Genomic DNA, 23,176 nt, shown 5'->3' with positions numbered 1-23,176 from the left:
GGTTTTTATGGGGGGTGGGCGGGGCCCCCCCCGGGGGGGGGGGGGCAAGCCGCGGTGGCATCAGCGGGTCTTGACCGCCTGCAACAGGACTGACACGCCCGGCCCGAACTGGCGGGTGCGAATGGCCTCGCGGATGTCGCTTTCGCCATAGCGGCTGGCCGGATAGACCAGCACGCAGGACGTATCGCCCGGTTTGAGAAAATGAGTCTCGCCAAAATGGGTATAACGGGTGGCCCCTATGCTGATGAGTGCATGGGACGGGTGTCCAGCCTGAGCCAGCAACCCCTGGATATGCTCCGCCGGGCCCTCATCCTGCTGATGGTTGAACTTGTCGATGGCCCAGTCCAGCAGCTGTTGATGAAAATAGCTGTAATCGACGGCGGTGCTGTCTACCCCGTAAGCATGCAGCTCGCCGTCGCGCTCCAGATAGCAGGCGATGCGATAGTCATCGAGCTCGCAGCCGGCTGCGAAATGGGAAAGTGGCAGCAGATTGGCCGCCAGCCCCTTGCTCTCTTCGCCCCAGTTTTTCTTCTCGCTGATCTTCTTGGCATTGGGACGACGGATGGAGCAGTCGTTGTAGGCCCCAAAGGCGCGGGGATGGATGGCCACCACCTGGGTGCCTGCGTATTCCAGCTCGCACCAGAGCGCGACTTCCGGCTCGATCTGCACCTTCTCGTCACCGCTGACCGCCGCTTCTGGCAGAAAGATGGCCTTCTCGCTCAGGGGGAAGACACCGAGCTGGCCCGGATGACCCGGAACATAGAAGGGGAACAGCGCCTTGGGCGCACTGGTGTCACGCACCACCACAGCCACGAAATCCGAGGCCTCTCCCGCCTGCTCCAGATGACCGGCGAAGTTGCCCGCCACCCCGAGTCCGATAAATTTGCTCTCTGCTGTCACTTGCATCTGATCACCTGCATCTTGCCAAAGCGGGGCAGCCGACCCACCAAACGGGATCCACTACCGCAAAAGTGGCAAGGATTAAACCACAGGGACTTGCCCTCGCCCAGCCCAGGCGCCCCATCCTGTGCGCCAGCCCGAACTTTTCGACATCCGCCGGCATGTCTCTGGGCAGAGGTTCACAGCCAGTTGACAGCCCCCTTGCTTCACGCAGACCAGGGTCATGGATCAAGCATGAAGGCACCCTGCTGATCAACTTGGGACGCAGGGAGACAGTTCGCTGGGAAAAGCGTGCGGCGAGAAACAGATCGTTTCCACACACTGTACGGCTGCCCCTTGGGCCTGCCGGTCAACTTTGCTAGGCTGGCCGCCATCCATTGTCACAGAGAAGATGAGCCTCCATGTCACAGCCACATTTCCAGGGCCGGTTTGAGGTCGAATTCAAGTACCGGCTGCCGGATCCTGCCGCCTTCGGCTCGGCCCTCAAGGCGCTGGATCCCGAGGTGATGCTGGAAGACAACCAGGAGCAGGACAGCTACTTCGACACGCCAGAACATAACCTGGCCGCAGAGGGCAAGAGCCTGGTGATCCGCACCATGCAGCCTGCCTGCATCCAACTCTGGATAGTGAAGGGACCCGAAGCCGATCGCTGCGAGGCCGTCAACATCACGGATGCCGACAAGGCGGCCAGCATGTTGCGCACTCTGGGCTACCGGCAGGTGCTGGCCATCAGCAAGCGGCGCAGCATTTACTTTGTCGGCCCCTTCCATGTCACCCGGGATCATCTCGAGGGGATCGGCGATTTTGCCGAGCTGGCCATCATGACTGACGACGAGGCCTTGTTGCCCAGCTATCGCCAGCAGTTGCAGGATTTAGCCACACGGCTCGGCCTCTCCTCAACGCAACTCGAAACCCGCTCCTATCGCACCCTGTGCGAGCAAAACCTCACCCTCAACTCAGAGAGAGTGCCCTCATGATCGACAAACTCGCCTGGCTGACTTTCAAGGATCGGCAACTGCTCTGCGCCCGCTCCCACGGCAAGGCCATCTACTACATTCCCGGCGGCAAACGCGAGGCGGGAGAGAGCGATGAAGCGGCGCTGGTGCGGGAAATCGAGGAGGAGCTAAGCGTGACCCTGCAAACCGACACTTTGCGCCTTGCCTGCGAATTCAGCGCTCAGGCCGATGGCAAGCCTGAAGGCGTGCAGGTCCGCTTGCGCTGTTACACCGGCGAGGCCAACGGTACGCCTGTCGCCTCGGCCGAGATCGCCGAGCTGCGCTGGCTGGACAGCCGCCATCTGGCCGAGATCTCCCCCGTCTCCCGCCTGCTGTTTGCCTGGCTGGCAGAGCAGCGTCTCATCCGCTGAGGCATAGCGCAGCGGTGCAAGCGTGATCCGGCGCAACCAACGGGGGCCTTCGGCTTGAAATCGGCGCCAGAAACGGCGAGGCTAACCCGTCATGCGGCAAAACACGGATTCCTTATCTCTGTTTGCCGCACAGCGGCGCAGCCCGCTGTTGTGACCACGTTTGACGAGGACTCTCGATGGACATAGTTGAGGTTGATACCACCCTGGGCATCAAGCCTGCGCTCATCACCCTGCTGCAAGACAGCGTGGCCAGCGGCGCCTCCGTGGGATTTTTGCCGCCGCTGACGGAAGAGCAGGGGCTAGGATACTGGCAAGGGATAGAGACGGAGCTGGCGGCAAGCAACCGTCGGCTCTGGGTCGCCTTCGAGCAGCATCAGCTGGTCGGCGCCCTGCAACTGGCACTCTGTACCAAGGCCAACGGCCGCCACCGGGCCGAGGTGGAGAAGCTGATGGTACACAGTCACGCCCGTGGCAAGGGGGTCGGCCGCGCCCTGATGGCGGCCATGGAGCAGGGGGCCAGTGACGCCGGGCGTACCCTGCTGGTGCTCGATACCCGGGTCGGCGACGTGGCATCCAGCCTCTATCGCCAGCTGGGCTATCAGGAGGCTGGCCAGATCCCGGACTTTGCCCGCAGTGCCGACGGCACCCTGACGGCGACCCTCTTCTTCTACAAGCAGCTCTAAGCTGCGCCTCGCAAAGATGACTTTGCGCCCTGCTCCCTGAGCGGGCGCATACTGGCCATCGGCACCTCGCCGCCTGCATCTCTTTGCCCCAAACAAACCATCCAACAGGCACTTTGATTAATTTAATCGAAGGGGTGAACCCACTCTCCCTTCACCTGATGAAGGACGAAGCGTATGGTGTGGCAGGAAGACCCGTTTGCATACTAATCGGGTGCCACTCACTGCCTTGAGGAATCCTGCATGCCTATCCTGCCTCGTACCGTCACCTCCCCCAAAAAGTTCATCATCGGCCACGACCTTCTTCCCCAACTCCATGATCATGTGAAAGATTTTGGCGATAACGCCCTGCTCGTCAGCGACGAGTTCATTCTGGAACGGGTGCGGGAAGAGGCACTGGCCGGCCTGCTGCAAGCGGGCCTGAAGGGGGGGGTCGAGAAGTTCAACTACGAGTGTACCGACATCGAGATCCACCGCCTCGTGAACCTCGCCGAACAGCAAGGCGCCAACGTGATCGTCGGGATCGGCGGTGGCAAGACTCTGGACGTGGCCAAGGCGGTCGCCTTCTACCTGCGCCGCCCCGTGGTGCTGTTCCCCACCATAGCCTCTACCGATGCCCCCTGTACCGCGCTGGCGGTCATTTACAATCAGGCGGGCGAGTTCGAGCGCTATCTGTTCCTGCCCCAGAACCCGGACGTGGTGATCGCCGACACCGCCATCATAGCCGCCGCCCCTGTCCGCTTCTTCGCCGCCGGCGTGGGGGATGCGCTGGCCACCTATTTCGAGGCCCGCGCCTGCTATCGGGCCGATGGCATCAATCTGGTGGGCAAGCGCCCCTCCCGCACCGGGCTTGGCCTGGCCCGGCTCTGCTATGAGCTGCTGGGGGAGAACATCGACATGGCGATGGACGCGGTGCGCCATCACGTCACCACACCGGCGCTGGAGCAGATCATCGAGGCCACCATCTACCTGAGCGGGGTCGGCGCAGAGGCCGGTGGTCTGGCGGCGGCCCATGCGGTCAACAACGGCATGTCGGTGGTGCCCGACCTGCACCGTGCCCAGCACGGAGAGAAGGTGGTCTTCGGGCTGCTGACCCAGCTGGTGCTGGAGCGCGCCCCCCAGGCCGAGCTCGACGAGGTGATGCGCATCATCCATGTCGCCGGTCTGCCCATGACGCTGCAGGAGATGGGGCTGACCCGCTTTGTCGAAAGCGAGTGGCGCAAGGTGGCAGCGCTTGCCTGCGATCCCCTCGACACCATGGGCAACATGCCCATGGCCGTGAACGAGCAGGATGTCTACGGCGCCATGATCGCGGCCAACGCCATGGCAGAGCGCTATCGGGCCCGCCACCCCCACCATTGATCAATGAATAAAACGCACCCTTGATCAGCAACGACAAGGCCAGCCGTGCGGCTGGCCTTGTCTATTGCGTCCCGAACTGCTGGAATGCCCCTTCCCCTCTCAGGACAAGGAGTCACCATGATATTGGAAGTCGCTCATTTGCAGGTCATCCCGGGTCAGGCAGCCGCCTTCGAGCAGGCCTTTGGCCAAGCCCAGGCCATCATCAGTGCCATGCCGGGTTATGCCGGGCACCAGTTGCAACACTCGCTGACCGATCCCCACCGCTATCTGCTGCTGGTCAACTGGCAGCGGCTCGAAGATCACACCCAGGGCTTTCGCGGCTCGATCCAGTACCAGCAGTGGAAGGCGCTGCTGCATCACTTCTACGACCCCTTCCCCACGGTGGAACACTATCAGGCGGTGGCGCAGTGCCAGGGGACCGGACCAAGACAGGGCGCCGGGATCGCATAGCGAACAGCCAAGGCCCGCGAGTCACGCATTCATCACCCGCAGGGCCTGGTATTGATATGGCCTGCAGGCTCTGAGGGGATCACCAGCTGGAACATTCTGATGATCACGCAGCCCTGTTCGCACAGGGAAGCCGCATCAGGCCAGCCGCTCGGCACGCGCGCTGATCACGGGCTCGGCAAATGCCGCCTGCGCCGTGATCAGCTGCAACTCGTAAGCCTGCACCTGCCAGGTGTGCAGCAGCACAGTGTCCACAGCCGCATTGGTGCGTTCAAACGCCGTCACGGCATCAAAGCCCGCCAGCAGATTGGCCAGCATCAGGGCACTGATGAGATCCCCCACCCCCACCGGCTGACGGGAAAATTCATAGAGCGGACGGGCGATCAGGTAATCCCCATCCCGGGTAGCCAGCAGCATCTCGAAGCGACCCGGCTCGCGAGCGGCGCGGCCCAGATGCTTGACCAGCACCATTTTCACTCCCCGATCCAGCAACTGATGCGCCGCAGCGCGCGTCTGGACCAGATCCGCCAGGTGCGTGTCACACAGGGTCTCCAGCTCCAGCAGATTGGGGGCCATGATGTCGGCTACCGGCAGCGCCTTCTCAGTCAGGAAGCGGGTCACGCCGGGGGCAACGATGCATCCCTTCTCCGGGTGGCCCATGACGGGATCGCAGAAATAGATGGCGTCGGGATTGGCCGCCTTGACCGCAGCTACCACGTTCAGGATCTCGTCCCCCTGCTCGGCCGAGCCCAAATAGCCGCTCAGCACGGCGTCGCACAGGCCCAGTACCTCTATATCCCCCAGCCCCTTGCACAGGGCGCTGATGTGACCGGCGGGCATCGCCATCCCCTGCCAACCTGCCGCGTACTGGGTGTGGTTGGAGAACTGCACCGTGTTGACGGGCCACACCTCCATGCCGAGACGGCGCATGGGAAACACGGCGGCACTGTTACCGGCACAGCCAAATACCACGTGGGACTGGATAGAGAGAATGCGTTTCATCGACATCACCGCAGAGAAGAGTCAGGGGAAAGGGGCAATATATCGGATGAAGATATTGAACTTCCACTTTTGTGCAGCACAAACCCGTATTTGGCCTTAAAAACTGCCGACATAAGGTCCATTTGCCAGACCGGCCTCTTTAGCCACCATCGCCCCTACTTTCCTGCCTTGCCAGTTGCTGATCAGATGAGGGATTGCGGATCATGCTTCATGAGGTGGTTTCAGCTTTCTTGTTTGATGGCATATGAGCGTAATAAATCAGCACATGGCGAGGCCGGTGCTGAAGGGGAAGAAAATGGAATCCCGGTGGGCAATCAGTCGATATCAGCGCCCGCCAGCAAGGCGTGGCGGGTGCAGAGCAAGAAGAGGGCAAGATCCACTGGAACCATCAGATCCGCCTTCTGCTCAAGGGCGCGCGAAGTGGTAGACCCAACCTTCATCCAGTGCCATGTCGGCAGGCGGCTGTACCAGGGTTGGCAGCAAGGAGACACCCCCTTTGGCGGCGTATTGCAATGCCATCAGGGCGCAGATGGCGGCATCGTAGCGATCGGTGCCCGCCGTCACATCGGCCGGCAGATGGGGTTGCAGCTCGGCCCTGACCGTAGACGCCTTGCCACCCACCTTGGCCAGAGCGGGATAGACCTCCAGCACGGCCCGTTCGGCCTCTGGCTGCACCCTGGGTACCAGTTGCAGATCCGCCAACCTGGGCAGCATGGCAAGCGCAAGGGTGGCGTTGTTGCCGAGCCGGTCGAAGGTGGCCGAGAGCGGCTTCTTGCCATATTGCTGGTGCAGCCAGCGCTCGCAGTCGCGATAGGCATAAGGGTTGTCTATCTCCCGCTGGGGCACGGCGCACTCGGTCACCCTCCCCGCCAGCAGCTCGCCAAGGGCGCGTGGAAACGCAAGCGGTGCATCGATGCCCAGCGCCAGGTGCGGACAAGCCAACACCTGCATCAGGTTAATCTCGTCTTGCAACGCCGGGCGCAGCAGGGCATCCAGATCCGGCGCCACTCGCGAACTCAACCGGAACAGGGGCGACACCCCAAACCAGTGCAGGCGCCGTTCCTGTGCCAGCCAACCCACCACGGCCACCGCCTGGGCGTTGCCCTGCCAGCCTCTCACATCCCACCCGATACCGATGGCGTCCATGTGTTCCATTGTCATGCCCGTGTCACCTCTGCGCGCTATCAATGCAGCACAGGGTAATGGCTGCATCCCCTAAAGCAAGGCCGGGAGCGTGCCTTAGAAGGATTTCTTGAAATTGATCAGCGGCAGTATGGGGAAAATGCCGTTCTCGGCGTAGTTGGCAAGGCCTATCTGCAACCCGTCCAGACGCTTGGTGGCATTGATGAAACCCAGCTGGAAAGTGGTGCGCTCGGCATAGTTGACGAAGCCCACGTTGGCCAGGGCATTGCCCTTGGCAATGTTGACGGCTCCCCAGTTCAGGCCCTGCACATTGTTGGTCAAGTTGACGAAACCAAGGTTGACCCCCTTGTCCTGTCCTTCGTGCCAATTCACAACGTTGATAGCCACCCCGTTGAACTGGTGACGCACTCGTCCGGCGCCAAGGAAAATGCCAAGTTGAAGACCACTGAACTGATCCACGTCGGAGAGCGCCAGGATGGGCAGATCGATTCCCTTCACCTGACCGGTGCGGCCATAGAGAAAGGAGGCTCTGGCGCCTTCGACTTGATGGGATGAGGGCAGATTGGCACCTGGCAGCGATACCTGGATGGGTGTACTGGCATGAGCGGCACCAGCCAAGGCAAGGGAACCACAGGCAAGCAGCAGGTAAACAGGTTTCATCGGGCTTTCCTTAACAATCAGCGAGGGGAGGCCAGCCTATCAGCACTCGCGTACAGGAACGAGGCCAGGCAGGCACTGCTGCGTCATCCCCCGTCTGAATTCACTCGCACAAACTGGACAGACCAGAATCAAAATTTAAGCAAAAATTAACATTTATATTATTTACATCAAGCCTCATTTGGTAACACAATGCTTAAACGTACGTTTGAACAGAGCAAACGACACGTAACGACTTAAGGATGTAGTCGAACGGATGTAACCGAAGACTGGGCCATCGGCCTTTTGCAATACCCTGCTGCCAACCACGGAGACACGCGATGAATATGGACGTAATCAAAACCTTTACCGAGCAGATGCAAGGCTTTGCTGCCCCCCTCACCCGCTATAACCAGCTGCTGGCCAGCAACATCGAACAGCTGACCCGGTTGCAGCTGGCCTCCGCCAATGCCTATGCCGAACTGGGATTAAGCCAGTTGCAGGCCGCCGGCAAGGTGCAGGATGCCCAGAGCCTGGCGGCCCTTGGCACAGTGCAGCTGGAAACCGCCAGCCAGCTCTCCCGCCAGATGCTGGATGACATCCAGAAGCTCAATGCGCTGGGTCTGCAGTTCAAGGAAGAGCTGGATACCCTGGCGGCCGACGGCATCAAAAAGAGCACGGGCAAGGCCTGATATTCCCCTGGCTGCCCGGTGCGGGCAGCCACATCTCCCCATGACCCGACATGACAGGCTCGCCCTGTCACGGGTGTGGGTGAAGGAGAGCACATGAGCCAACCATCTTATGGCCCGCTGTTCGAGGCCCTGGCCCACTACAATGACAAGCTGCTGGCCATGGCAAAGGCACAGACCGAGCACACGGCACAGGCGCTGCTGCAGACCAATCTGGACGATCTGGGCCAGGTGCTGGAGCAAGGCAGCCAGCAGCCCTGGCAACTGATCAACGCCCAGATGAACTGGTGGCAGGATCAGCTCAAGCTGATGCAGCACACCCTGCTCAAAAGCGCAGGTCAGGAGAGCGAGCCGGTGATCACGCCGGAGCGCAGCGATCGCCGCTTCAAGGACGACGCCTGGCGCGATCAGCCCCTTTATGACTACCTCAAACAATCTTATCTGCTGACCGCCAGGCACCTGCTGGCCTCGGTGGATGCGCTGGAAGGGGTACCCCAGAAGAGCCGGGAACGGCTGCGATTTTTCACCCGCCAATACCTCAACGCCATGGCGCCCAGCAATTTTCTGGCCACCAACCCCGAACTGCTCAGGCTCACCCTGGAATCCGACGGCCAGAATCTGGTGCGCGGACTGGCCCTGCTGGCCGAGGATCTGGAACGCAGCGCCGATCAGCTCAACATCCGCCTGACCGACGAGTCCGCCTTCGAACTGGGGCGGGATCTGGCGCTGACGCCGGGCAGAGTGGTGCAGCGCACCGAACTCTACGAGCTGATCCAGTACAGTCCAACCACGGAAACCGTGGCCAGGACGCCGGTGCTGATCGTGCCGCCCTTCATCAACAAGTACTACATCATGGACATGCGGCCCCAGAACTCCCTGGTGGCCTGGCTGGTCGCCCAGGGCCAGACGGTCTTCATGATTTCCTGGCGCAACCCGGGTGTGGAGCAGGCAGATATCGATCTCGACGACTACGTGGTCGATGGCGTCATCGCCGCGCTGGATGGCGTGGAGGCGGCCACCGGCGAGCGGGAAGTGCACGGCATCGGTTACTGCATCGGCGGTACCGCCCTCTCCTTGGCCATGGGCTGGCTGGCGGCACGGCGCCAGAAACAGCGGGTGCGCTCCGCCACCCTGTTCACCACACTGCTCGATTTCTCCCAGCCGGGGGAGCTTGGCATCTTCATCCACGAGCCCATCATAGCGGCGCTGGAGGCCCAGAATGAGGCCAAGGGCATCATGGATGGACGCCAGCTGGCGGTCTCCTTTAGCCTGCTGCGGGAAAACAGCCTCTACTGGAATTACTACATCGACAGCTACCTCAAGGGCCAGAGCCCGGTGGCGTTCGATCTGCTGCACTGGAACAGCGACAGCACCAATGTGGCGGGCAAGACCCACAACAGTCTGCTGCGCCGTCTCTATCTGGAGAACCAGCTGGTGAGGGGGGAGCTCAAGATCCGCCACACCCGCATCGATCTCGCCAAGGTGAAGACCCCTGTGCTGCTGGTCTCGGCCATGGACGATCACATCGCCCTCTGGCAGGGCACCTGGCTGGGCATGAAGCTGTTTGGCGGCGAGCAGCGCTTCATCCTGGCTGAATCGGGCCACATTGCCGGCATCATCAATCCGCCGGACGCCAACAAGTACGGCTTCTGGCAGAACGATGCCGAGGCCGCCAGCCCCGAGGCGTGGCTCGCCGGCGCAAGCCACACCCCAGGCTCATGGTGGCCGCAAATGGCGACCTTTATCCAGAGCCGGGAAGAGGATCCCGCCCCCATCCCTGCCCGCATCCCGAGCGAAGGGCTGGAAGCGGCGCCCGGCGGTTACGTCAAGGTGCGGCTCAACCCTGTCTTTGCCAAGACCCCGGAGAAGGAGCCCGCATGAGCACACTCACCTTTGAGATTGGGCAAAAGGCCAGCCTGACCAAGCGGTTCGGCGCGGCCGAGGTCGAGGCCTTCGCCGGCTTGTCGGAGGATTTCAATCCACTGCATCTGGACCCGGCCTTTGCCGCCACCACGCCATTCGAGCGGCCCATCGTGCACGGAATGTTGCTGGCCAGCCTCTTCTCGGGGCTGTTGGGCCAGCAGTTGCCTGGCAAGGGCACCGTCTACCTGGGGCAGAGCCTCTCCTTCAAGCAGCCGGTGTTCGTGGAGGATGAGGTGACGGCCGAGGTGGAGATCATCGCTCTGCGGGCCGACAAGCCCATCATCACCCTGGCCACCCGCATCGTAACTACGGCCGGGGCCTTCGCCGTGACAGGCGAGGCGGTGGTGAAGGTTGGCTAAACGCTGCTCACCGACCCCTTCTTCAGCCCGGCCCCGCCGGGCTGACTTTTATGGTGCAACCTCATGTTCCACCGCGATGACGGCTGCGGTTGCTGGCCTTGAGCCCTGCCTGCACGTCCAGAAAGAGGTCCAAACGCTCAGTTGCGACCACAATTGCCCGCAGACAGGCTCCCTTGCCCTTTCATTGACGGCCCGAACTGCCTAGAATAACCGCCCTGCTGTTTCAGCCATTCATCCATCTAGAGGATTTCCCATGGAGACGTTTCTGCTCGAAGGCCACCCCTTCGTTGCCTTGTGTGACCTTATCAAGCATCAGGGTTGGGCCGATTGTGGCGGCGCGGCCAAGGCGCTCGTCGCCGACGGGCTGGTGGAAGTGGACGGCCAGATTGAGACCCGCAAGCGCTGCAAGATAGTGGCCGAGCAAGTGGTCAACTTCAATGGCATGAAAGTCGTGGTGAAAGCGGGCGTGAGCCCCGAGATCCTCTGATCTCTGCTTGAATAAGGGCGCCGACGCGCCCTCTCGCATTCAGCTGGCCTTGATCGACAGGGTCAGCACGAAGCGCGCCATCGCCTCATCCCCGTTCAATGACGGACAGGTGGCCACCACCTGGATGGGGCGGTTGATGCGCTGACCGCTCGCCAGCGACTCGTCTATCATGGCGTCGATCTCCTCCCCGGCCGCGCAGTCAAACTGCACATCCCCCTCGGGCCGCTTCAGAAACTCGCCCTGTACATCCTTGAAGGCGAAGTGCACTTTCTTGCGCCTCGTCCGTCCCTTCTCCATCACCAGCAGACCGCCCACCAGATCGGCACCAGTCGCCAGTGCGCCAAAATACATGCTGCCCAGGTGGTTGCGGGTGCGCCAGCCAAGGGGGATGCGAATACGCAACGCCTTGGCGTTCATCTCTTCAATGACAGGGGCACAAAAGCCGATGACGGGAATATAACGCCAGGCAAATAGCCGCAGCGCCAGATTGGCTTTGAAACGTTGCAAGTCCATATGCGAACTGATCCGATGAGTTGATGTAAACAACATGTTGCCTGCATCTGTGTCATTCGACAAGCACAGGGATCACGGTTACGACCATTTGACCGGCACAAAAAAAAAGAGGGAACCGCACCGGTTCCCTCTTTTCGTCCATGTCACAGGTTCACAGCTGATGCTCCGATCAGGCCCGCTTCTCTTCCAGCCAGGCACCCTGGATCTGCATCTCGAACAGCTGGGCGTAGTGTCCTCCCTGCGCCATCAGCTCGCCATGGGTGCCCCGCTCGTTTACCTTGCCACGAGAGAGCAACAGGATCTCGTCGGCATCGACTATGGTCGAGAGCCGGTGGGCGATGGCGATGGTGGTGCGGCCACGGCGGGCCGCCGAGAGCGCCTGGGAGAGAGCAAGCTCGGTCTGGGAGTCCACGCTGGCGGTGGCCTCATCCAGAATGAGGATGCGCGGATCCCCTACCAGAGCGCGGGCAAAGGAGAGCAGCTGCCGCTGACCAGCGGAAAGGTTCTTGCCCCCCTCCTCCATCAAGGTGTTCAGGCCATCCGGCAGACTCAGCACGAAATCGGCCAGCTGTACCTCGGTCAGCGCCTGCCAGAGGCGCGCCTCGTCGATGCCGTCACGGCCGAGCCGCAGGTTTTCCGCCAAAGTCCCAACGAAGATAAAGGGATCCTGCTGCACCAGCCCGATACTGCGGCGCACCGCCGCCAGCGACAAGCTAGCCATGGGGTGATCATCGAAACGAATGGTGCCCTGATCCAGCGGGTAGAAGCCCATCAGCAGGCTGATGATGGTGGACTTGCCACTGCCGGTGTGGCCCACCAGCGCCAGCATCTGGCCGGGACTGGCGGCAAAGCTCACCTCGCGCAGCACCTGTTGCTCGCCATCGTAGGAGAAGCTCACCTTGTCAAAGCTGACTCGCCCCTGCAGGGACTGGGTCTCACCCTCCGTGCTCTCGCGGGGCTCGTCGAGCAGGGCAAATACCCGTTCCCCGGCCACCATGGCCTGTTGCAACTGGTTGAGCTGGTTGGTCATCTCGATCAGCGGCTCAATCATGCGCCCCAGATAGCTGATGAAGGCGTAGAGCACCCCCACCTGGATGGCGCCACCCGCACTCAGGCCCTCGCGGGCAAACAGGGCCAACAGGCCGATCAGCACCATCATGTAGAACAAGTCGATGAGGGGGCGCAGCAGAATGCCGTTGATCTTGAGGCTCTTGAGCCGCGCCGACCAGTGCTGCTGGTTCACCTCGGCAAAGGCATTGGCGAAGTGACGCTCCTGCACCATGGCCTGGATCACCGGCATCCCCTGCAGCGACTCGTTGAGACGGCTGTTGATCTCGGACAGCAGGCTGCGGGTCGCCCGCACCACGGGCACGCTCAGTTTCTGGTAGAGCCACATCACAGCCGCCACTGCCGGCAACAGGCAGGCGCACACCAGCATCAGCCGCACATCCAGCAGCGCCATGGAGATGAGGATGCCGCACAGCAGCACCACCTTTTGCACCAGCAGGCCTATCACCTGCACGTAGAGGTTCATGATCGCCTCGGTGTCGTTGGTGATGCGGGAGATGAGCGAGCCGGAGCGATGCTGGTCAAAGTAGCGGGCCGGCAGCCGGATGGCAGTGGCAAACACCTGTTCGCGCAAGGTCTGCACCACAGCCTGGGCAATGCGGTTGAAACGCAGGGACTGCAGGTAGAACCCCGCCGCCGAGAGCACCTGCAGGCTGAGATACCCGGCCGCGATGGCGGCGATGGCGGGCCACACCAGCTGGCGCGGTGCCAGGTAGTCATCGATGAACAGCTTGATGAGCAGGGGACCGGCCACTTCGGCACCGGTGGCCAGCAGCAGGCAGATCCCCGCCTGAATAAGCCAGCGGGGATAGCGGGCGCAATAAGCGAGCAGGCGTTTAATCGTTGGATTCACAGACTTGCCTCCAGTGCAGCGCTTTTGCTCCCTTCTCCCCGGGAGAAGGGTTGGGGATGAGAGGAACCACTCGTCTAATCATCATGCTCACAGGCCCTCCTCCACGTCTTGTTCCAGCCGCTGATAGCGAACCATGTCTGCATACCAGCCGTTGTGAGCCATCAGGGCGCCGTGACGACCCCGCTCGCTGACGCGCCCCTGCTCCAGCACCAGGATCTCGTCGGCCTGCTCCACCGCCGTCATGCGGTGGCTGACCAGGATAAGCGTCCGTCTATGGGTCTTGAGTGCCTGCAGTATTTGCTGCTCGGTATGGGCATCCACCGCCGACAGGGCGTCGTCCAGCACCAGGATCGGCCCCTCCAGCAGCAGGGCGCGGGCAATGGCGAGCCGCTGCTTCTGGCCGCCGGAGAGGGTCACCCCCTTCTCCCCCACGTCAGTCTCATAGCCCTTGGGGAAGCGGCTGATGTCGTCATGCACACAGGCGATGCGCGCCACCTGCTCTATCTCCTCCAAACTGGCGTCTGGCCGGCCTAGGGCTATGTTGGCAGCTATGGTGGTAGAGAACAAAAACGGCTCCTGGGGCACATAGGCAAACTGGCCACGCAACTCGCCAAGGGCCAGCTGCGCGATGGGCACGGCGCCCATGGTGAGCTCGCCGGCAGTGGGGTTGGCGAGGCGCATCAGCAACTTGAGCAAGGAGCTTTTGCCCGCTCCGGTGCGACCAACCACCCCCAGCATGCCGCCGCTGTGCAGGGTGAAATCGATATTGCGCAGCAGGGTGCGCTGCTCCAGCTGGTAGCTCACCCCCTTGGCCTGGAGCGGGAAGGCAGAGACACATACCGCCGGCTCAGTCGGCTCTTCGATGTCGCTGCGCTCGGCCAGCAGGCTCTCGATGCGCGAGTAGGCGGCGCTGCCCCGCTCTATGATGTTGAACAGCCAGGCGATGGCAAACATGGGCCAGATGAGCTGACCCAGATACATGGTGAAACTGGTGAGCTCTCCCAGAGTCAGCTCGTCACGCACTACCAGCACGCTACCACCGGCAACGGCGAGAAAGTAGGAGCAGCCGATACAGAGGTAGATGACGGGGTCAAACTTGGCATCGATGCGGGCCACCGCCATGTTGCACGCCCCAGCCTGCCGGGTCAGCTCGGCAAAGCCCTTGTCCTCCAGGGATTCAACCGCATAGGACTTGAGCACCCGCACGCCGGAGAGCGCCTCCTGGGTCTTGTTGTTGAGACGGGAGAAGGCCCCCTGCGCCGCCTTGAACTCCTTGTAAATCTGGGTGCCAAAGCGGTTCATGAAGAACGCCATCACCGGCAGGGGCAGCAGGGAGAGCAAGGTCAGCTGCCAGGAGTACTGGCTGCACATGATGGAGAGCACCAGCACCCCGACTATGATGGAGTCCACCAGGGTCAACACCCCTTCCCCGGCCGTCATCTCCACCGCCTGGATGTCGTTGGTGGCGTGAGCCATCAGATCGCCGGTGCGGTGACGCTGGTAAAAATCGGGGCTCATGCGGGTGAAGTGGCTGAACAGGCGATTGCGCAGCACATAGGCCAGTCGGTAAGAGGCGCCAAACAGCATGACCCGCCACACATAGCGCAGCAAATAGATGAGCAGACCCAGCACAAACAGCCCCGCCAGATAGCGTATCAAGGTGTCGTTGTCGAGAAAGCCCTTGGCGATGCCATCCACTACCCAGCCAACAACCTTGGGGGGGATCACGGTCAACAGGGCCACCATCATCAACAAGGAGATGGCGACCAGATAGCGCCGCCACTGCTCCTTGAAGAACCAGCCCAGCCTTGCGAATACACTCACGTAGATATCCTTTGTCGCGGCCAGCCAGAGGCTGCCGCCCGTCACGGGGAAACCCAATGCAATCGCCCCCAGAAGGGGGCGATACGAGAGGGCCATGATAGCCTGAAGTGGCTGGCTTGAGAATAATTGCTATTTATCCCGTTACAATAAGCGATCATCTCGCTGTGCAAAGGAGCTGTATGGTGTTTCCTGCTGCTCACCGGTCAACAAGAAGTGGGACACCTCCTCCCGGGTCAGGCTGAACACCTGCTGCAATTGCTCCAAATCCTGCTCGGTCAGCTCTTCCTGCTGACGCAACCGCCACTCCAGCTCACCGGCCATGATCTGCAGGCGGGAGGCGGAGATATTGGCAGAAACCCCCCTCAAGGTATGCAGCAGGCGACAGGCGATATCAGGCTGCTGACGACGCAGGGCGGAACGGATCTCCCACAAGTCGTCCTTGTGCTCGGACATGAACAGCTTGAACAGGATCTGCAGCGCCTCCTTGTCCTGTTCCAGCCGCCTGAGCGCATCCTCCAGATCCAGCACCCCCATCAGATCCGGCGGCTTCACCTCCAGCGGTACCCGGCATTCGCCGCTAGCGCTCTTCACCCACTGCAGCAAATTGTTGTAGAGATCCAGCTTGCTGACCGGTTTGGTGACATAGCCGTTCATACCGACCCCGAGACAACGTTCCCTGTCACCGGGCATGGCGCTGGCGGTGAGCGCTATGATGGGAACGTCGTGCTTGTCCACCATTTTGCGGATCTGGCGGGTCGCATCCAGGCCGTCGAGCACCGGCATCTGCAAGTCCATCAGGATCACGTCGAATGGCTGCTCGGAGACTCGCTCGACCGCCTCGCGACCGTTGCCGACCACTGTCACCACGGCATCCACCCGACGCAGGTATTCGATGATGAGCTGCTGATTGACCCGGTTGTCCTCTGCCAGCAAGACCCGGACACCTTGCAACAGATCACGAAAATGTTGCTGATCCCCCTGGGCTTCGGCCTGACGGATCTGTTGATCGTGTGAGCTGCCGTTGAGCAGCTCATCCACCTTGGCCAGCAGGGCATTTTCGGTCATCGGCTTGGGCAGGAAGTGAGTCAGCCCCATGCTCTCCATCCGGCCATACAATCCCTCCTTGGCCCAGGCACTGGTCATCAGGACAGGCAGACGGCGCCACTGGCTGTGCTGATACATCTCGAGCGCCAGATCCAGACCATCTTCCTGCCCCATGCGCCAGTCCAGAATGGCCAGCCGTATGCTCTGGCCCTCCTCGCGCAACACCTGACGGGCCCGGGAAAGACTGTTGACCGCCATGACTCTGGCACCGGCGCGACCCAGAATATCCTTGGCCAGATCCAGCACCAGTTCATTGTCATCCATCACCAACACCAGCGGCTGATGCTCAAAGAATACCCGTCGTCCCGATACACCGTATACCGCCTTGGTCATGGGGATCTCGAACTGGAACACAGATCCCGTCCCTGGTTTGCTCTGCACAGTGATCCGCCCTCCCATCAGCTCGACCAGACGCTGGGATATGTTGAGACCAAGGCCGGACCCACCGTATTTACGGGTGTTGCCCGCCTCCAGTTGAGTAAAAGGCTGGAACAGCTGAGCCTGCTTCTCCTCGGCGATGCCGATCCCGGTATCCCGCACGCTGAAACGCACCCGCATGGGGTGCGGGTTGACCAGGGTGATAGCCACCTCCACCTCTCCCCGCTCGGTAAACTTGATGGCGTTGTTGACCAGATTGACCAGCACCTGACCGAGTCGCAGCGGATCACCTCGCAGGAAATCGGGCACGGCCGGTGACTTGTTGATGATGACTTCAACCTGCTTGCGCTCGGCCAGATCGGCAAACATGCCGGCCAGCGAATCTATCTGCTCGCTCAGATCAAAATCGATCTCTTCCAGTGTCAGCTTGCCGGATTCGACCTTGGTCAGGTCCAGAATGTCGTTGATGAGCAGCAGCAGGGTATCCGACGAAGATTTGATCTTGCTGAGGTAATCCCGTTGCTGCTGATCCAGCTCGGTCTGCAGTGCCAGCGAGCTGAACCCTATGATGGCGTTCATGGGGGTGCGGATCTCGTGGCTCATGTTGGCCAGAAAATCGCTTTTCGCCTGGGCCAGCAAGCCGGTCTGACGCGACAGCTCGCTCAGCTTCTGGTTGCGACGCCACAGGGTGACCGCCACCAGCGAGAAACAGAGCAACGCCCCCCCCAGTACCATCAGATAGAAACGGCTCTTGAGGGAAGATGCCTGATCCATCTTGCTCTGTTTCCACACCGACAGGCCATCAAGCTCGTGCATGTCGATGACCTGATTACGCAGCACGTGGTACTCCACCACCTGGTGGCTGACATCCTCACTTAACTGGGCAAGCCCAGTGACCTCCGGGTTGGAAGGATAGGCCGTTTTGAGGCGTCGCTGCAGCTTTTGCAACCGCAGTTGCTCCCCCTTGTCCCAACTGCGCTTGAGATAGTGGCTGAGTTGTGCCAGCTCGGTCAGATCGACGGCCAGAGGAGAATCCGCAGGCAAGGTTGCCAGCAAGGCATCCAGCTGCTTTTGAAACGGCTGCTCTATGTACTCGATGGCCATCTCCATGGAGTAAAGCTTGGCCAGATCCAGCAGGTAGCTGTCGATGTCGTGCAACAGGGATTGGGAGCGGGGATTGTCGGCAGAATCGGGATCGTTACGCACCTGGCGCACAAAACTGTCGAGATTGCTCGACAGCTGGTTGAGACGCTGTTGCACATTGCCATCATTGGCCTTCTCACGCCCCAGCAGATAGACGGTATCCGTGTTGACCCGGTTGAGGATCAACTCTGCAGCAACGCTGAGTTCGGAAGCCTTCTGCTGCTGACTGAGCAATTGCCAGCAGTAGCCGGAGAACGCCAGCAGCGATACGATGATCAGGCTCAGGACAACACGATTGACCCGTGTCACATTATTCATCCCGTCTCGATTCTCATGTCATGGCCATGTACCCGCCGACAGAACGCCGAAACCGGATCACTGGCTGTGAAAGATAACTGACTGCTATGTTACCGTTACTCGCCCCTGTCAGTGCAATAAAGATGTTGCAGGGCTTATGTATACAGGAATCAATTATGTCATTTATCACTACCCATTGTAGCCATTGCTTCACCAGGAACCGCCTGCCTGACGAAAAAGTGGATTCAAACGCGCAGTGTGGCCGTTGCAAGGCACCACTGTTTGGTATCACGCCCGTCGCGGGTCGCGAGGAACAATTCGATACTCTGATCCAGTCGGACATCCCGGTGGTGGTCGATTTCTGGGCTAGCTGGTGCGGACCATGCCTACAATTTTCGCCAATTTTTCAACAAGTTGCCAGTGAACTTGAACCAAACATTCGCTTTGTAAAAGTCGATACCGAGCAACAGCCGGCGATTGCGGCCCGCTACGCCATTCGCAGCATTCCCACCCTGATGGTGTTCAAGCAGGGCAAGATGGTGGCACAACGCAGCGGATCCCTGCCCAAGAGTCTGTTCAAGGAATGGCTGGCCACCTTCATTTCCCCTGCAAAATGATACGCAAATGTTTAGTTTATGTTTATTTAATGTTTTTATTCACCTTGACTCTGTGAGTCCCGGCATGCTTTGACGACTTCCCCCTGTTTCAAACAGGGGGATAAATGTAACCTCGGCAACACAACAACAACCATAAATTAACCGAGAGAACACTATGCACACATCTGCTGTACCCTCTACTCCCCCGTCTCGCTGGCTCGACATCAAATCCGGGATCGTCATCCTGGACGTGCTGCTGCTCTGCGCCATGCTGGCTTGGCTACCGTTTGAACCCATGGTCAACAAGGGGCTGGGCATTCTGGTTTTCATCGCCATTCTCTGGCTGACCGAAGCCCTGCACGTGACCATTACGGCCCTGCTGGTGCCTCTGCTGGCGACCGTGCTCGGGGTGTTTGACATGAGCAAGTCCCTCACCGATTTTGCCAACCCCATCCTGTTCCTGTTCTTCGGGGGATTCGCCCTCGCGGCCGCCCTCTCCAAACAGGGGCTGGATACTCTGATGGCCGGCAAGGTGATGCACCTGGCCAACGGCCACCTGGGTTGGGGCGTCATACTGCTGTTTACCATCACAGCCGCCATGTCCATGTGGATCAGCAATACGGCTACCACCGCCATGATGCTGCCACTGGCCATCGGCATGCTGACACGGCTCGATAGCAAGAAAAATCGCGCCACCTTCGTGTTCGTACTGCTGGGGATAGCTTACAGCGCCAGCATAGGCGGTATCGGTACTCTGGTCGGCAGTCCGCCCAACGCCATTGCGGCCGCCCAGATGGGGATTGGTTTCACCGACTGGATGAAATTCGGCATCCCCGTTGTGTTGATCCTGATGCCCTGCGGCATTGCCCTCCTCTATCTGGTCACCCGTCCGCAGCTCAACCACAGGGTCGAGATCCAGGATGTCACCATCAACTGGACCCGTGAGCGCAAGGTCACGCTGGCCATCTTCCTGACCACAGTGGTGCTCTGGATCGGCTCACAGCCCATCTCCAACGCCTTCGGCGGCATCCCTCAACTCGATACTCTGATCGCCATGGGAGCCATTGTCGCCATCGTGGTCAGCCGCGTCGCCAGCTGGGACGACGTCAACCAGAACACTGACTGGGGCGTGCTGATGTTGTTTGGCGGCGGCCTGACGCTGAGCGCCATCCTCAAGGCCACCGGTACCAGCGCCTTTTTGGCCAGCCACCTGTCGGCCGTACTCTCCCACGCCGATATCTTCATCGTGTTGTTGATGCTGGCTGCCTTCGTGGTGTTCCTGACCGAGCTGGTATCCAATACCGCCACCGCCGCCCTGCTGATCCCGCTGTTTGCCGGGGTGGCCGAGGCACTGGGCGTCTCCCCCATCGTCATGGCGGTGCTGATCGCCATCGGTGCCTCCTGCGCCTTCATGCTGCCGGTGGCCACCCCACCCAACGCCATCGTCTTCGCCAGCGGCCATATCCGCCAAAAAGAGATGATGAAGGCCGGGATGGCATTGAACGTCGTGTTCACCGTGCTGCTGGCAGGGCTTGCCTACTTTGTCGGAGACATTCTCTGATTCACTGACTCGCCCCCAGCAAAAAGCCCTCGCAATGCGAGGGCTTTTTCATATCCAGAGCGGGTATCAACCCGTGATGTTGCAGCTCTTGAGGTTCCAGATCCGATCCACGTAGTCCTGGATGGAACGGTCGGAGTTGAACTTGCCCATGGTGGCCGAGTTGATGATGGCCTTCTTGGCCCAGAGCGCCGGGTCCCGATACCAGGTATCGATCAGCTTGTGCGCTTCCGAATAGGAGGCAAAATCGGCCAGGGTCAGGTAGGGATCGCCCCCTTCCAGCAAGGAGCGCTTGATGGAGGAGAGTTCGCCCGGACGACCCGGCGTGAAGTAGTCGGTATCGAACCAGTCCAGCACGGCCTTGAGCTCGGAGTTGGCATAGTAGAAGTCATACGGGTTGTAGCCGCGCCCCTTCAATGCCTTCACCTCGTCCACGTTCAGACCGAAGATGGCGCAGTTTTCGGCCCCCGCCTCTTCCGCGATCTCGATGTTGGCCCCATCCAGTGTCCCTATGGTGATGGCGCCGTTCAGTGCCATCTTCATGTTGCCGGTACCGGAGGCTTCGTAACCGGCGGTGGAGATCTGCTCGGAGACATCGGCGGCCGGGATCAGCTTCTCGGCTAGGCTGACGCGGTAGTTCGGCATGAACACCACCTTCAGCTTGCCCTGGATGCGGGCATCGTTGTTGACCCGATCCGCCAGCTTGTTGATGGCGTAGATGATATCTTTGGCCAGCTTGTAACCGGGCGCAGCCTTGGAGCCGAAGATGAACACGCGCGGGTGCATGTCATAGTCGGGGTTCGCCAGCAGGCGACGGTAGAGCGCCATGATGTGGATGAGGTTCAGCTGTTGGCGCTTGTACTCGTGCAGACGCTTGATCTGGACGTCAAAGATCGCCTCGGCGCTCACATCGATACCGGTTTCGGCCTTGATGACCTTGACCAGCTTCTCCTTGTTATGACGTTTGATGGTCATGAACTGCTGCTGGAACGCCTTGTCGTCGGCAAACTTGGTCACGCTGCGCAGCTTGTCGAGCTGCAACGGCCACTCTTTGCCCACCACTTCATTGTACAGCTCGGCCAACTCGGGGTTGCAAGCCAGCAGCCAGCGACGGGGAGTCACGCCGTTGGTAACGTTGCACATCTTCTCAGGCCACAGCTCGGCATACTCGGGGAAGAGATCCTCTTTCACCAGCTTGGAGTGGATCTCGGCCACGCCGTTCACCTTGGACGAACCGATCACACACAGGTTGCCCATACGTACCTTGCGCACGTCCCCCTCTTCGATGATGGAAAGCTTGGCCTTGATGGCATCGTTGCCTGGCCACTTGGGTTCGACCAGTTCGCTCAGGAAGCGGGCGTTGATCTCATAGATAACCTCGAGGTGACGGGGCAGCACCTTCTCGAACAGGCTGACGGACCACTTCTCCAGCGCTTCCGGCAGCAGGGTGTGGTTGGTGTAGGAGAAGACCCGATAGCAGATGGCCCAGGCGGCATCCCAGTTCAAGTCTTCCTCGTCCACCAGCACCCGCATCAGCTCGGGGATGGCCACGGTCGGGTGGGTATCGTTGAGCTGAATGGCTATCTGGGCGGCAAAGTTGCTGAAATCAGCGCCATGCACCCGCTTGTAGCGGCGCATGATGTCCTTGATTGAGCAGGCACAGAAGAAGTACTGCTGGATCAGGCGCAGCTCCTTGCCCGCATCGGTCTCATCGTTCGGGTAGAGCACCTTGGAAATGGTTTCGGCCTGGGCTTTCTCGGCCTGGGAGTCGATGTAACCACCGGCATTGAACACGTCCCAGTCAAAAAACTCGGAGGCACGGGATTCCCACAGACGCAGTATGTTGACGGTATGGCCACCAAAACCCACCACAGGGATATCCCAAGGCACCCCTTTGATCTTGCGCCCGGCGTGCCATACCTTCTTCAGGCCGCCGTTGTCACCGAATACGGTCTCCACATAGCCGTAGAGCGGTATCTCCTGCACGGATTCCGGACGGCAGATCTCCCAGGGGTTGCCATATTCGCGCCAGGAGTCCGGACGCTCTATCTGACGACCATCCTGGATCTCCTGACGAAACAGGCCGTGCTCGTAATGGATGCCGTAACCGACGGCCGGGTAGTTCAGAGTCGCCAGCGAATCGATGAAGCAGGCGGCCAGGCGGCCAAGGCCACCGTTGCCGAGCGCCATGTCCGGCTCTTGTTCACACAAGTCGGTCAGTTCCAGACCGAGTTCACCCAACGCCTCTTCACACACGTTGTACAAGGAGAGGTTGTGCAGGTTGTTGGAGGTCAGACGCCCCATCAGGAATTCAGCAGAGAGATAGTGAATCGCACGAGTATCTTTCTTGAAATGAGTCTGCTGAGTGCGAGTCAGGCGCTCGTACACCTGTTCGTTGACGGCGGCTGCGGTCGCTTTCCACCACGCTTCTGGCGAGGCTTTTTGTTCGCTTGTACCCAAGGTAGAACGCAGGTGACGCACGATACTCGCCTTGAGCTGATCTTTATCCAGTTGGAGATCCTGGTCTGTCTTCTTCTTGGTAGCCATAAACCATTTCCTTCGTTACAGAATAATAAAATTGTTATCCCATCAGGGACCGGTGCTGTTGTTATCTCAGAATATGTTCCGGCGTGGGCATACTAGCTAAAGCCGATGGTTGAAAAGTTAACGCAAGTCACACTTTAACGCATAAAAATGACAGTTCAAGCTTGAAAACCCTTTCCTGAAACTTATTAAGCAATAACAATTATTTCATTTAAAATCAGACACTTAATAAACCAATGAAAATATAAATTCGTGAATAGGTTTTCAATCATTGCCAAGTACTAAAAATCCATGAAAATAACTG

At 60.1% G+C, this 23,176-nt stretch carries 20 protein-coding genes; 11 read left to right on the top strand and 9 right to left on the bottom strand.

Annotation, left to right across the window (positions count from 1 at the left end):
• Positions 1–60: 60 nt before the first annotated feature.
• On the bottom strand, positions 61–906 hold the full coding sequence (locus ACW5XD_RS18215) for a DUF5718 family protein (RefSeq protein WP_456496084.1): 846 nt from the start codon (positions 904–906) through the stop codon (positions 61–63).
• Positions 907–1,301: 395 nt separating this feature from the next.
• Between ACW5XD_RS18215 and cyaB the strand changes: the two genes are divergently transcribed.
• The 5 genes from cyaB to ACW5XD_RS18190 all read left to right on the top strand — a co-directional run bounded on the left by cyaB (position 1,302) and on the right by ACW5XD_RS18190 (position 4,758).
• The gene (cyaB, locus tag ACW5XD_RS18210) at positions 1,302–1,877 is read left to right on the top strand and encodes a class IV adenylate cyclase (RefSeq protein WP_456496083.1); all 576 of its coding nucleotides are present in this window, start codon (positions 1,302–1,304) and stop codon (positions 1,875–1,877) included.
• Entirely contained in the window at positions 1,874–2,266 is a 393-nt protein-coding gene (locus ACW5XD_RS18205; RefSeq protein WP_456496082.1) for an NUDIX hydrolase, read from the top strand. Before cyaB ends, ACW5XD_RS18205 begins: the two co-directional genes overlap by 4 nt.
• Positions 2,267–2,442: 176 nt before the next feature.
• Complete coding sequence (locus ACW5XD_RS18200) at positions 2,443–2,949, top strand: N-acetyltransferase family protein (protein WP_456496081.1); 507 nt, start codon at positions 2,443–2,445, stop codon at positions 2,947–2,949.
• Positions 2,950–3,189: 240 nt separating this feature from the next.
• Positions 3,190–4,308, top strand: coding sequence for a glycerol dehydrogenase (locus ACW5XD_RS18195; RefSeq protein WP_456496080.1), 1,119 nt, complete (start codon positions 3,190–3,192; stop codon positions 4,306–4,308).
• Positions 4,309–4,425: 117 nt separating this feature from the next.
• Entirely contained in the window at positions 4,426–4,758 is a 333-nt protein-coding gene (locus tag ACW5XD_RS18190) for an antibiotic biosynthesis monooxygenase family protein (RefSeq protein ID WP_456496079.1), read from the top strand.
• 135 nt (positions 4,759–4,893) lie between these two features.
• Here ACW5XD_RS18190 and pdxY read toward each other — a convergent pair whose 3' ends face one another.
• The 3 genes from pdxY to ACW5XD_RS18175 form a co-directional block, all read right to left on the bottom strand.
• Positions 4,894–5,757 carry a pyridoxal kinase PdxY gene (gene pdxY / locus ACW5XD_RS18185; RefSeq protein WP_456496078.1) on the bottom strand — a complete coding sequence of 288 codons (864 nt, stop codon included), beginning with the start codon at positions 5,755–5,757 and terminating at the stop codon, positions 4,894–4,896.
• 405 nt (positions 5,758–6,162) lie between these two features.
• Positions 6,163–6,918 (bottom strand): DUF429 domain-containing protein, encoded by a 756-nt coding sequence (locus ACW5XD_RS18180; protein WP_456496077.1) that lies wholly within the window; start codon positions 6,916–6,918, stop codon positions 6,163–6,165.
• Between the two features lie 78 nt (positions 6,919–6,996).
• Complete coding sequence (locus ACW5XD_RS18175; protein ID WP_456496076.1) at positions 6,997–7,560, bottom strand: VC2662 family protein; 564 nt, start codon at positions 7,558–7,560, stop codon at positions 6,997–6,999.
• A 317-nt stretch (positions 7,561–7,877) separates the two neighbouring features.
• Here ACW5XD_RS18175 and ACW5XD_RS18170 point away from each other — a divergent pair, with 317 nt between their 5' ends.
• From ACW5XD_RS18170 to ybcJ, 4 genes are all read left to right on the top strand, one after another.
• Positions 7,878–8,228: a phasin family protein gene (locus ACW5XD_RS18170; protein ID WP_043139134.1), complete on the top strand. Its 351-nt coding sequence runs from the start codon at positions 7,878–7,880 to the stop codon at positions 8,226–8,228.
• Positions 8,229–8,321: 93 nt separating this feature from the next.
• The gene (locus tag ACW5XD_RS18165; protein WP_456496075.1) at positions 8,322–10,106 is read left to right on the top strand and encodes a class I poly(R)-hydroxyalkanoic acid synthase; all 1,785 of its coding nucleotides are present in this window, start codon (positions 8,322–8,324) and stop codon (positions 10,104–10,106) included.
• Positions 10,103–10,507, top strand: a complete 405-nt coding sequence (locus tag ACW5XD_RS18160; RefSeq protein WP_456496074.1) for a MaoC family dehydratase — start codon at positions 10,103–10,105, stop codon at positions 10,505–10,507. The genes ACW5XD_RS18165 and ACW5XD_RS18160 overlap by 4 nt, the downstream gene beginning before the upstream one ends.
• A gap of 253 nt (positions 10,508–10,760) precedes the next feature.
• Positions 10,761–10,994, top strand: a complete 234-nt coding sequence (gene ybcJ, locus ACW5XD_RS18155) for a ribosome-associated protein YbcJ (RefSeq protein WP_042034860.1) — start codon at positions 10,761–10,763, stop codon at positions 10,992–10,994.
• Positions 10,995–11,033: 39 nt separating this feature from the next.
• Here the strand turns inward: ybcJ and ACW5XD_RS18150 are convergent, their stop codons facing one another.
• From ACW5XD_RS18150 to ACW5XD_RS18135, 4 genes are all read right to left on the bottom strand, one after another.
• Complete coding sequence (locus ACW5XD_RS18150; protein ID WP_456496073.1) at positions 11,034–11,507, bottom strand: DUF4442 domain-containing protein; 474 nt, start codon at positions 11,505–11,507, stop codon at positions 11,034–11,036.
• Positions 11,508–11,676: 169 nt separating this feature from the next.
• Complete coding sequence (locus tag ACW5XD_RS18145) at positions 11,677–13,428, bottom strand: ABC transporter transmembrane domain-containing protein (protein ID WP_456496072.1); 1,752 nt, start codon at positions 13,426–13,428, stop codon at positions 11,677–11,679.
• 87 nt (positions 13,429–13,515) lie between these two features.
• A complete protein-coding gene (locus ACW5XD_RS18140; protein WP_456496071.1) occupies positions 13,516–15,252 on the bottom strand; it encodes an ABC transporter transmembrane domain-containing protein in 1,737 nt (578 codons plus the stop codon).
• A 141-nt stretch (positions 15,253–15,393) separates the two neighbouring features.
• Positions 15,394–18,195, bottom strand: coding sequence for a response regulator (locus ACW5XD_RS18135; protein WP_456496070.1), 2,802 nt, complete (start codon positions 18,193–18,195; stop codon positions 15,394–15,396).
• Between the two features lie 155 nt (positions 18,196–18,350).
• Between ACW5XD_RS18135 and trxC the strand changes: the two genes are divergently transcribed.
• Together trxC and ACW5XD_RS18125 are read left to right on the top strand one after the other, a co-directional pair.
• On the top strand, positions 18,351–18,791 hold the full coding sequence (trxC, locus tag ACW5XD_RS18130) for a thioredoxin TrxC (protein WP_456496069.1): 441 nt from the start codon (positions 18,351–18,353) through the stop codon (positions 18,789–18,791).
• A 154-nt stretch (positions 18,792–18,945) separates the two neighbouring features.
• Positions 18,946–20,331 (top strand): SLC13 family permease, encoded by a 1,386-nt coding sequence (locus ACW5XD_RS18125; RefSeq protein ID WP_456496068.1) that lies wholly within the window; start codon positions 18,946–18,948, stop codon positions 20,329–20,331.
• Between the two features lie 66 nt (positions 20,332–20,397).
• Here the strand turns inward: ACW5XD_RS18125 and ACW5XD_RS18120 are convergent, their stop codons facing one another.
• On the bottom strand, positions 20,398–22,875 hold the full coding sequence (locus tag ACW5XD_RS18120; protein WP_456496067.1) for a glycogen/starch/alpha-glucan phosphorylase: 2,478 nt from the start codon (positions 22,873–22,875) through the stop codon (positions 20,398–20,400).
• Between the last annotated feature and the right edge of the window lie 301 nt (positions 22,876–23,176).

It is taken from the genome of Aeromonas enterica (genome assembly GCF_054052465.1).
The sequence above is the reverse complement of the archived record's forward strand: the minus strand, read 5'-3'. Positions and strand labels throughout refer to the sequence as shown.

Bases quoted from the DNA above. Each gene is read 5' to 3' on its own strand.
- ACW5XD_RS18215 (WP_456496084.1), bottom strand. From the start codon at position 906: ATGCAAGTGACAGCAGAGAGCAAATTTATCGGACTCGGGGTGGCGGGC.
- cyaB (WP_456496083.1), top strand. From the start codon at position 1,302: ATGTCACAGCCACATTTCCAGGGCCGGTTTGAGGTCGAATTCAAGTAC.
- ACW5XD_RS18205 (WP_456496082.1), top strand. From the start codon at position 1,874: ATGATCGACAAACTCGCCTGGCTGACTTTCAAGGATCGGCAACTGCTC.
- ACW5XD_RS18200 (WP_456496081.1), top strand. From the start codon at position 2,443: ATGGACATAGTTGAGGTTGATACCACCCTGGGCATCAAGCCTGCGCTC.
- ACW5XD_RS18195 (WP_456496080.1), top strand. From the start codon at position 3,190: ATGCCTATCCTGCCTCGTACCGTCACCTCCCCCAAAAAGTTCATCATC.
- ACW5XD_RS18190 (WP_456496079.1), top strand. From the start codon at position 4,426: ATGATATTGGAAGTCGCTCATTTGCAGGTCATCCCGGGTCAGGCAGCC.
- pdxY (WP_456496078.1), bottom strand. From the start codon at position 5,757: ATGAAACGCATTCTCTCTATCCAGTCCCACGTGGTATTTGGCTGTGCC.
- ACW5XD_RS18180 (WP_456496077.1), bottom strand. From the start codon at position 6,918: ATGACAATGGAACACATGGACGCCATCGGTATCGGGTGGGATGTGAGA.
- ACW5XD_RS18175 (WP_456496076.1), bottom strand. From the start codon at position 7,560: ATGAAACCTGTTTACCTGCTGCTTGCCTGTGGTTCCCTTGCCTTGGCT.
- ACW5XD_RS18170 (WP_043139134.1), top strand. From the start codon at position 7,878: ATGAATATGGACGTAATCAAAACCTTTACCGAGCAGATGCAAGGCTTT.
- ACW5XD_RS18165 (WP_456496075.1), top strand. From the start codon at position 8,322: ATGAGCCAACCATCTTATGGCCCGCTGTTCGAGGCCCTGGCCCACTAC.
- ACW5XD_RS18160 (WP_456496074.1), top strand. From the start codon at position 10,103: ATGAGCACACTCACCTTTGAGATTGGGCAAAAGGCCAGCCTGACCAAG.
- ybcJ (WP_042034860.1), top strand. From the start codon at position 10,761: ATGGAGACGTTTCTGCTCGAAGGCCACCCCTTCGTTGCCTTGTGTGAC.
- ACW5XD_RS18150 (WP_456496073.1), bottom strand. From the start codon at position 11,507: ATGGACTTGCAACGTTTCAAAGCCAATCTGGCGCTGCGGCTATTTGCC.
- ACW5XD_RS18135 (WP_456496070.1), bottom strand. From the start codon at position 18,195: ATGAATAATGTGACACGGGTCAATCGTGTTGTCCTGAGCCTGATCATC.
- trxC (WP_456496069.1), top strand. From the start codon at position 18,351: ATGTCATTTATCACTACCCATTGTAGCCATTGCTTCACCAGGAACCGC.
- ACW5XD_RS18125 (WP_456496068.1), top strand. From the start codon at position 18,946: ATGCACACATCTGCTGTACCCTCTACTCCCCCGTCTCGCTGGCTCGAC.
- ACW5XD_RS18120 (WP_456496067.1), bottom strand. From the start codon at position 22,875: ATGGCTACCAAGAAGAAGACAGACCAGGATCTCCAACTGGATAAAGAT.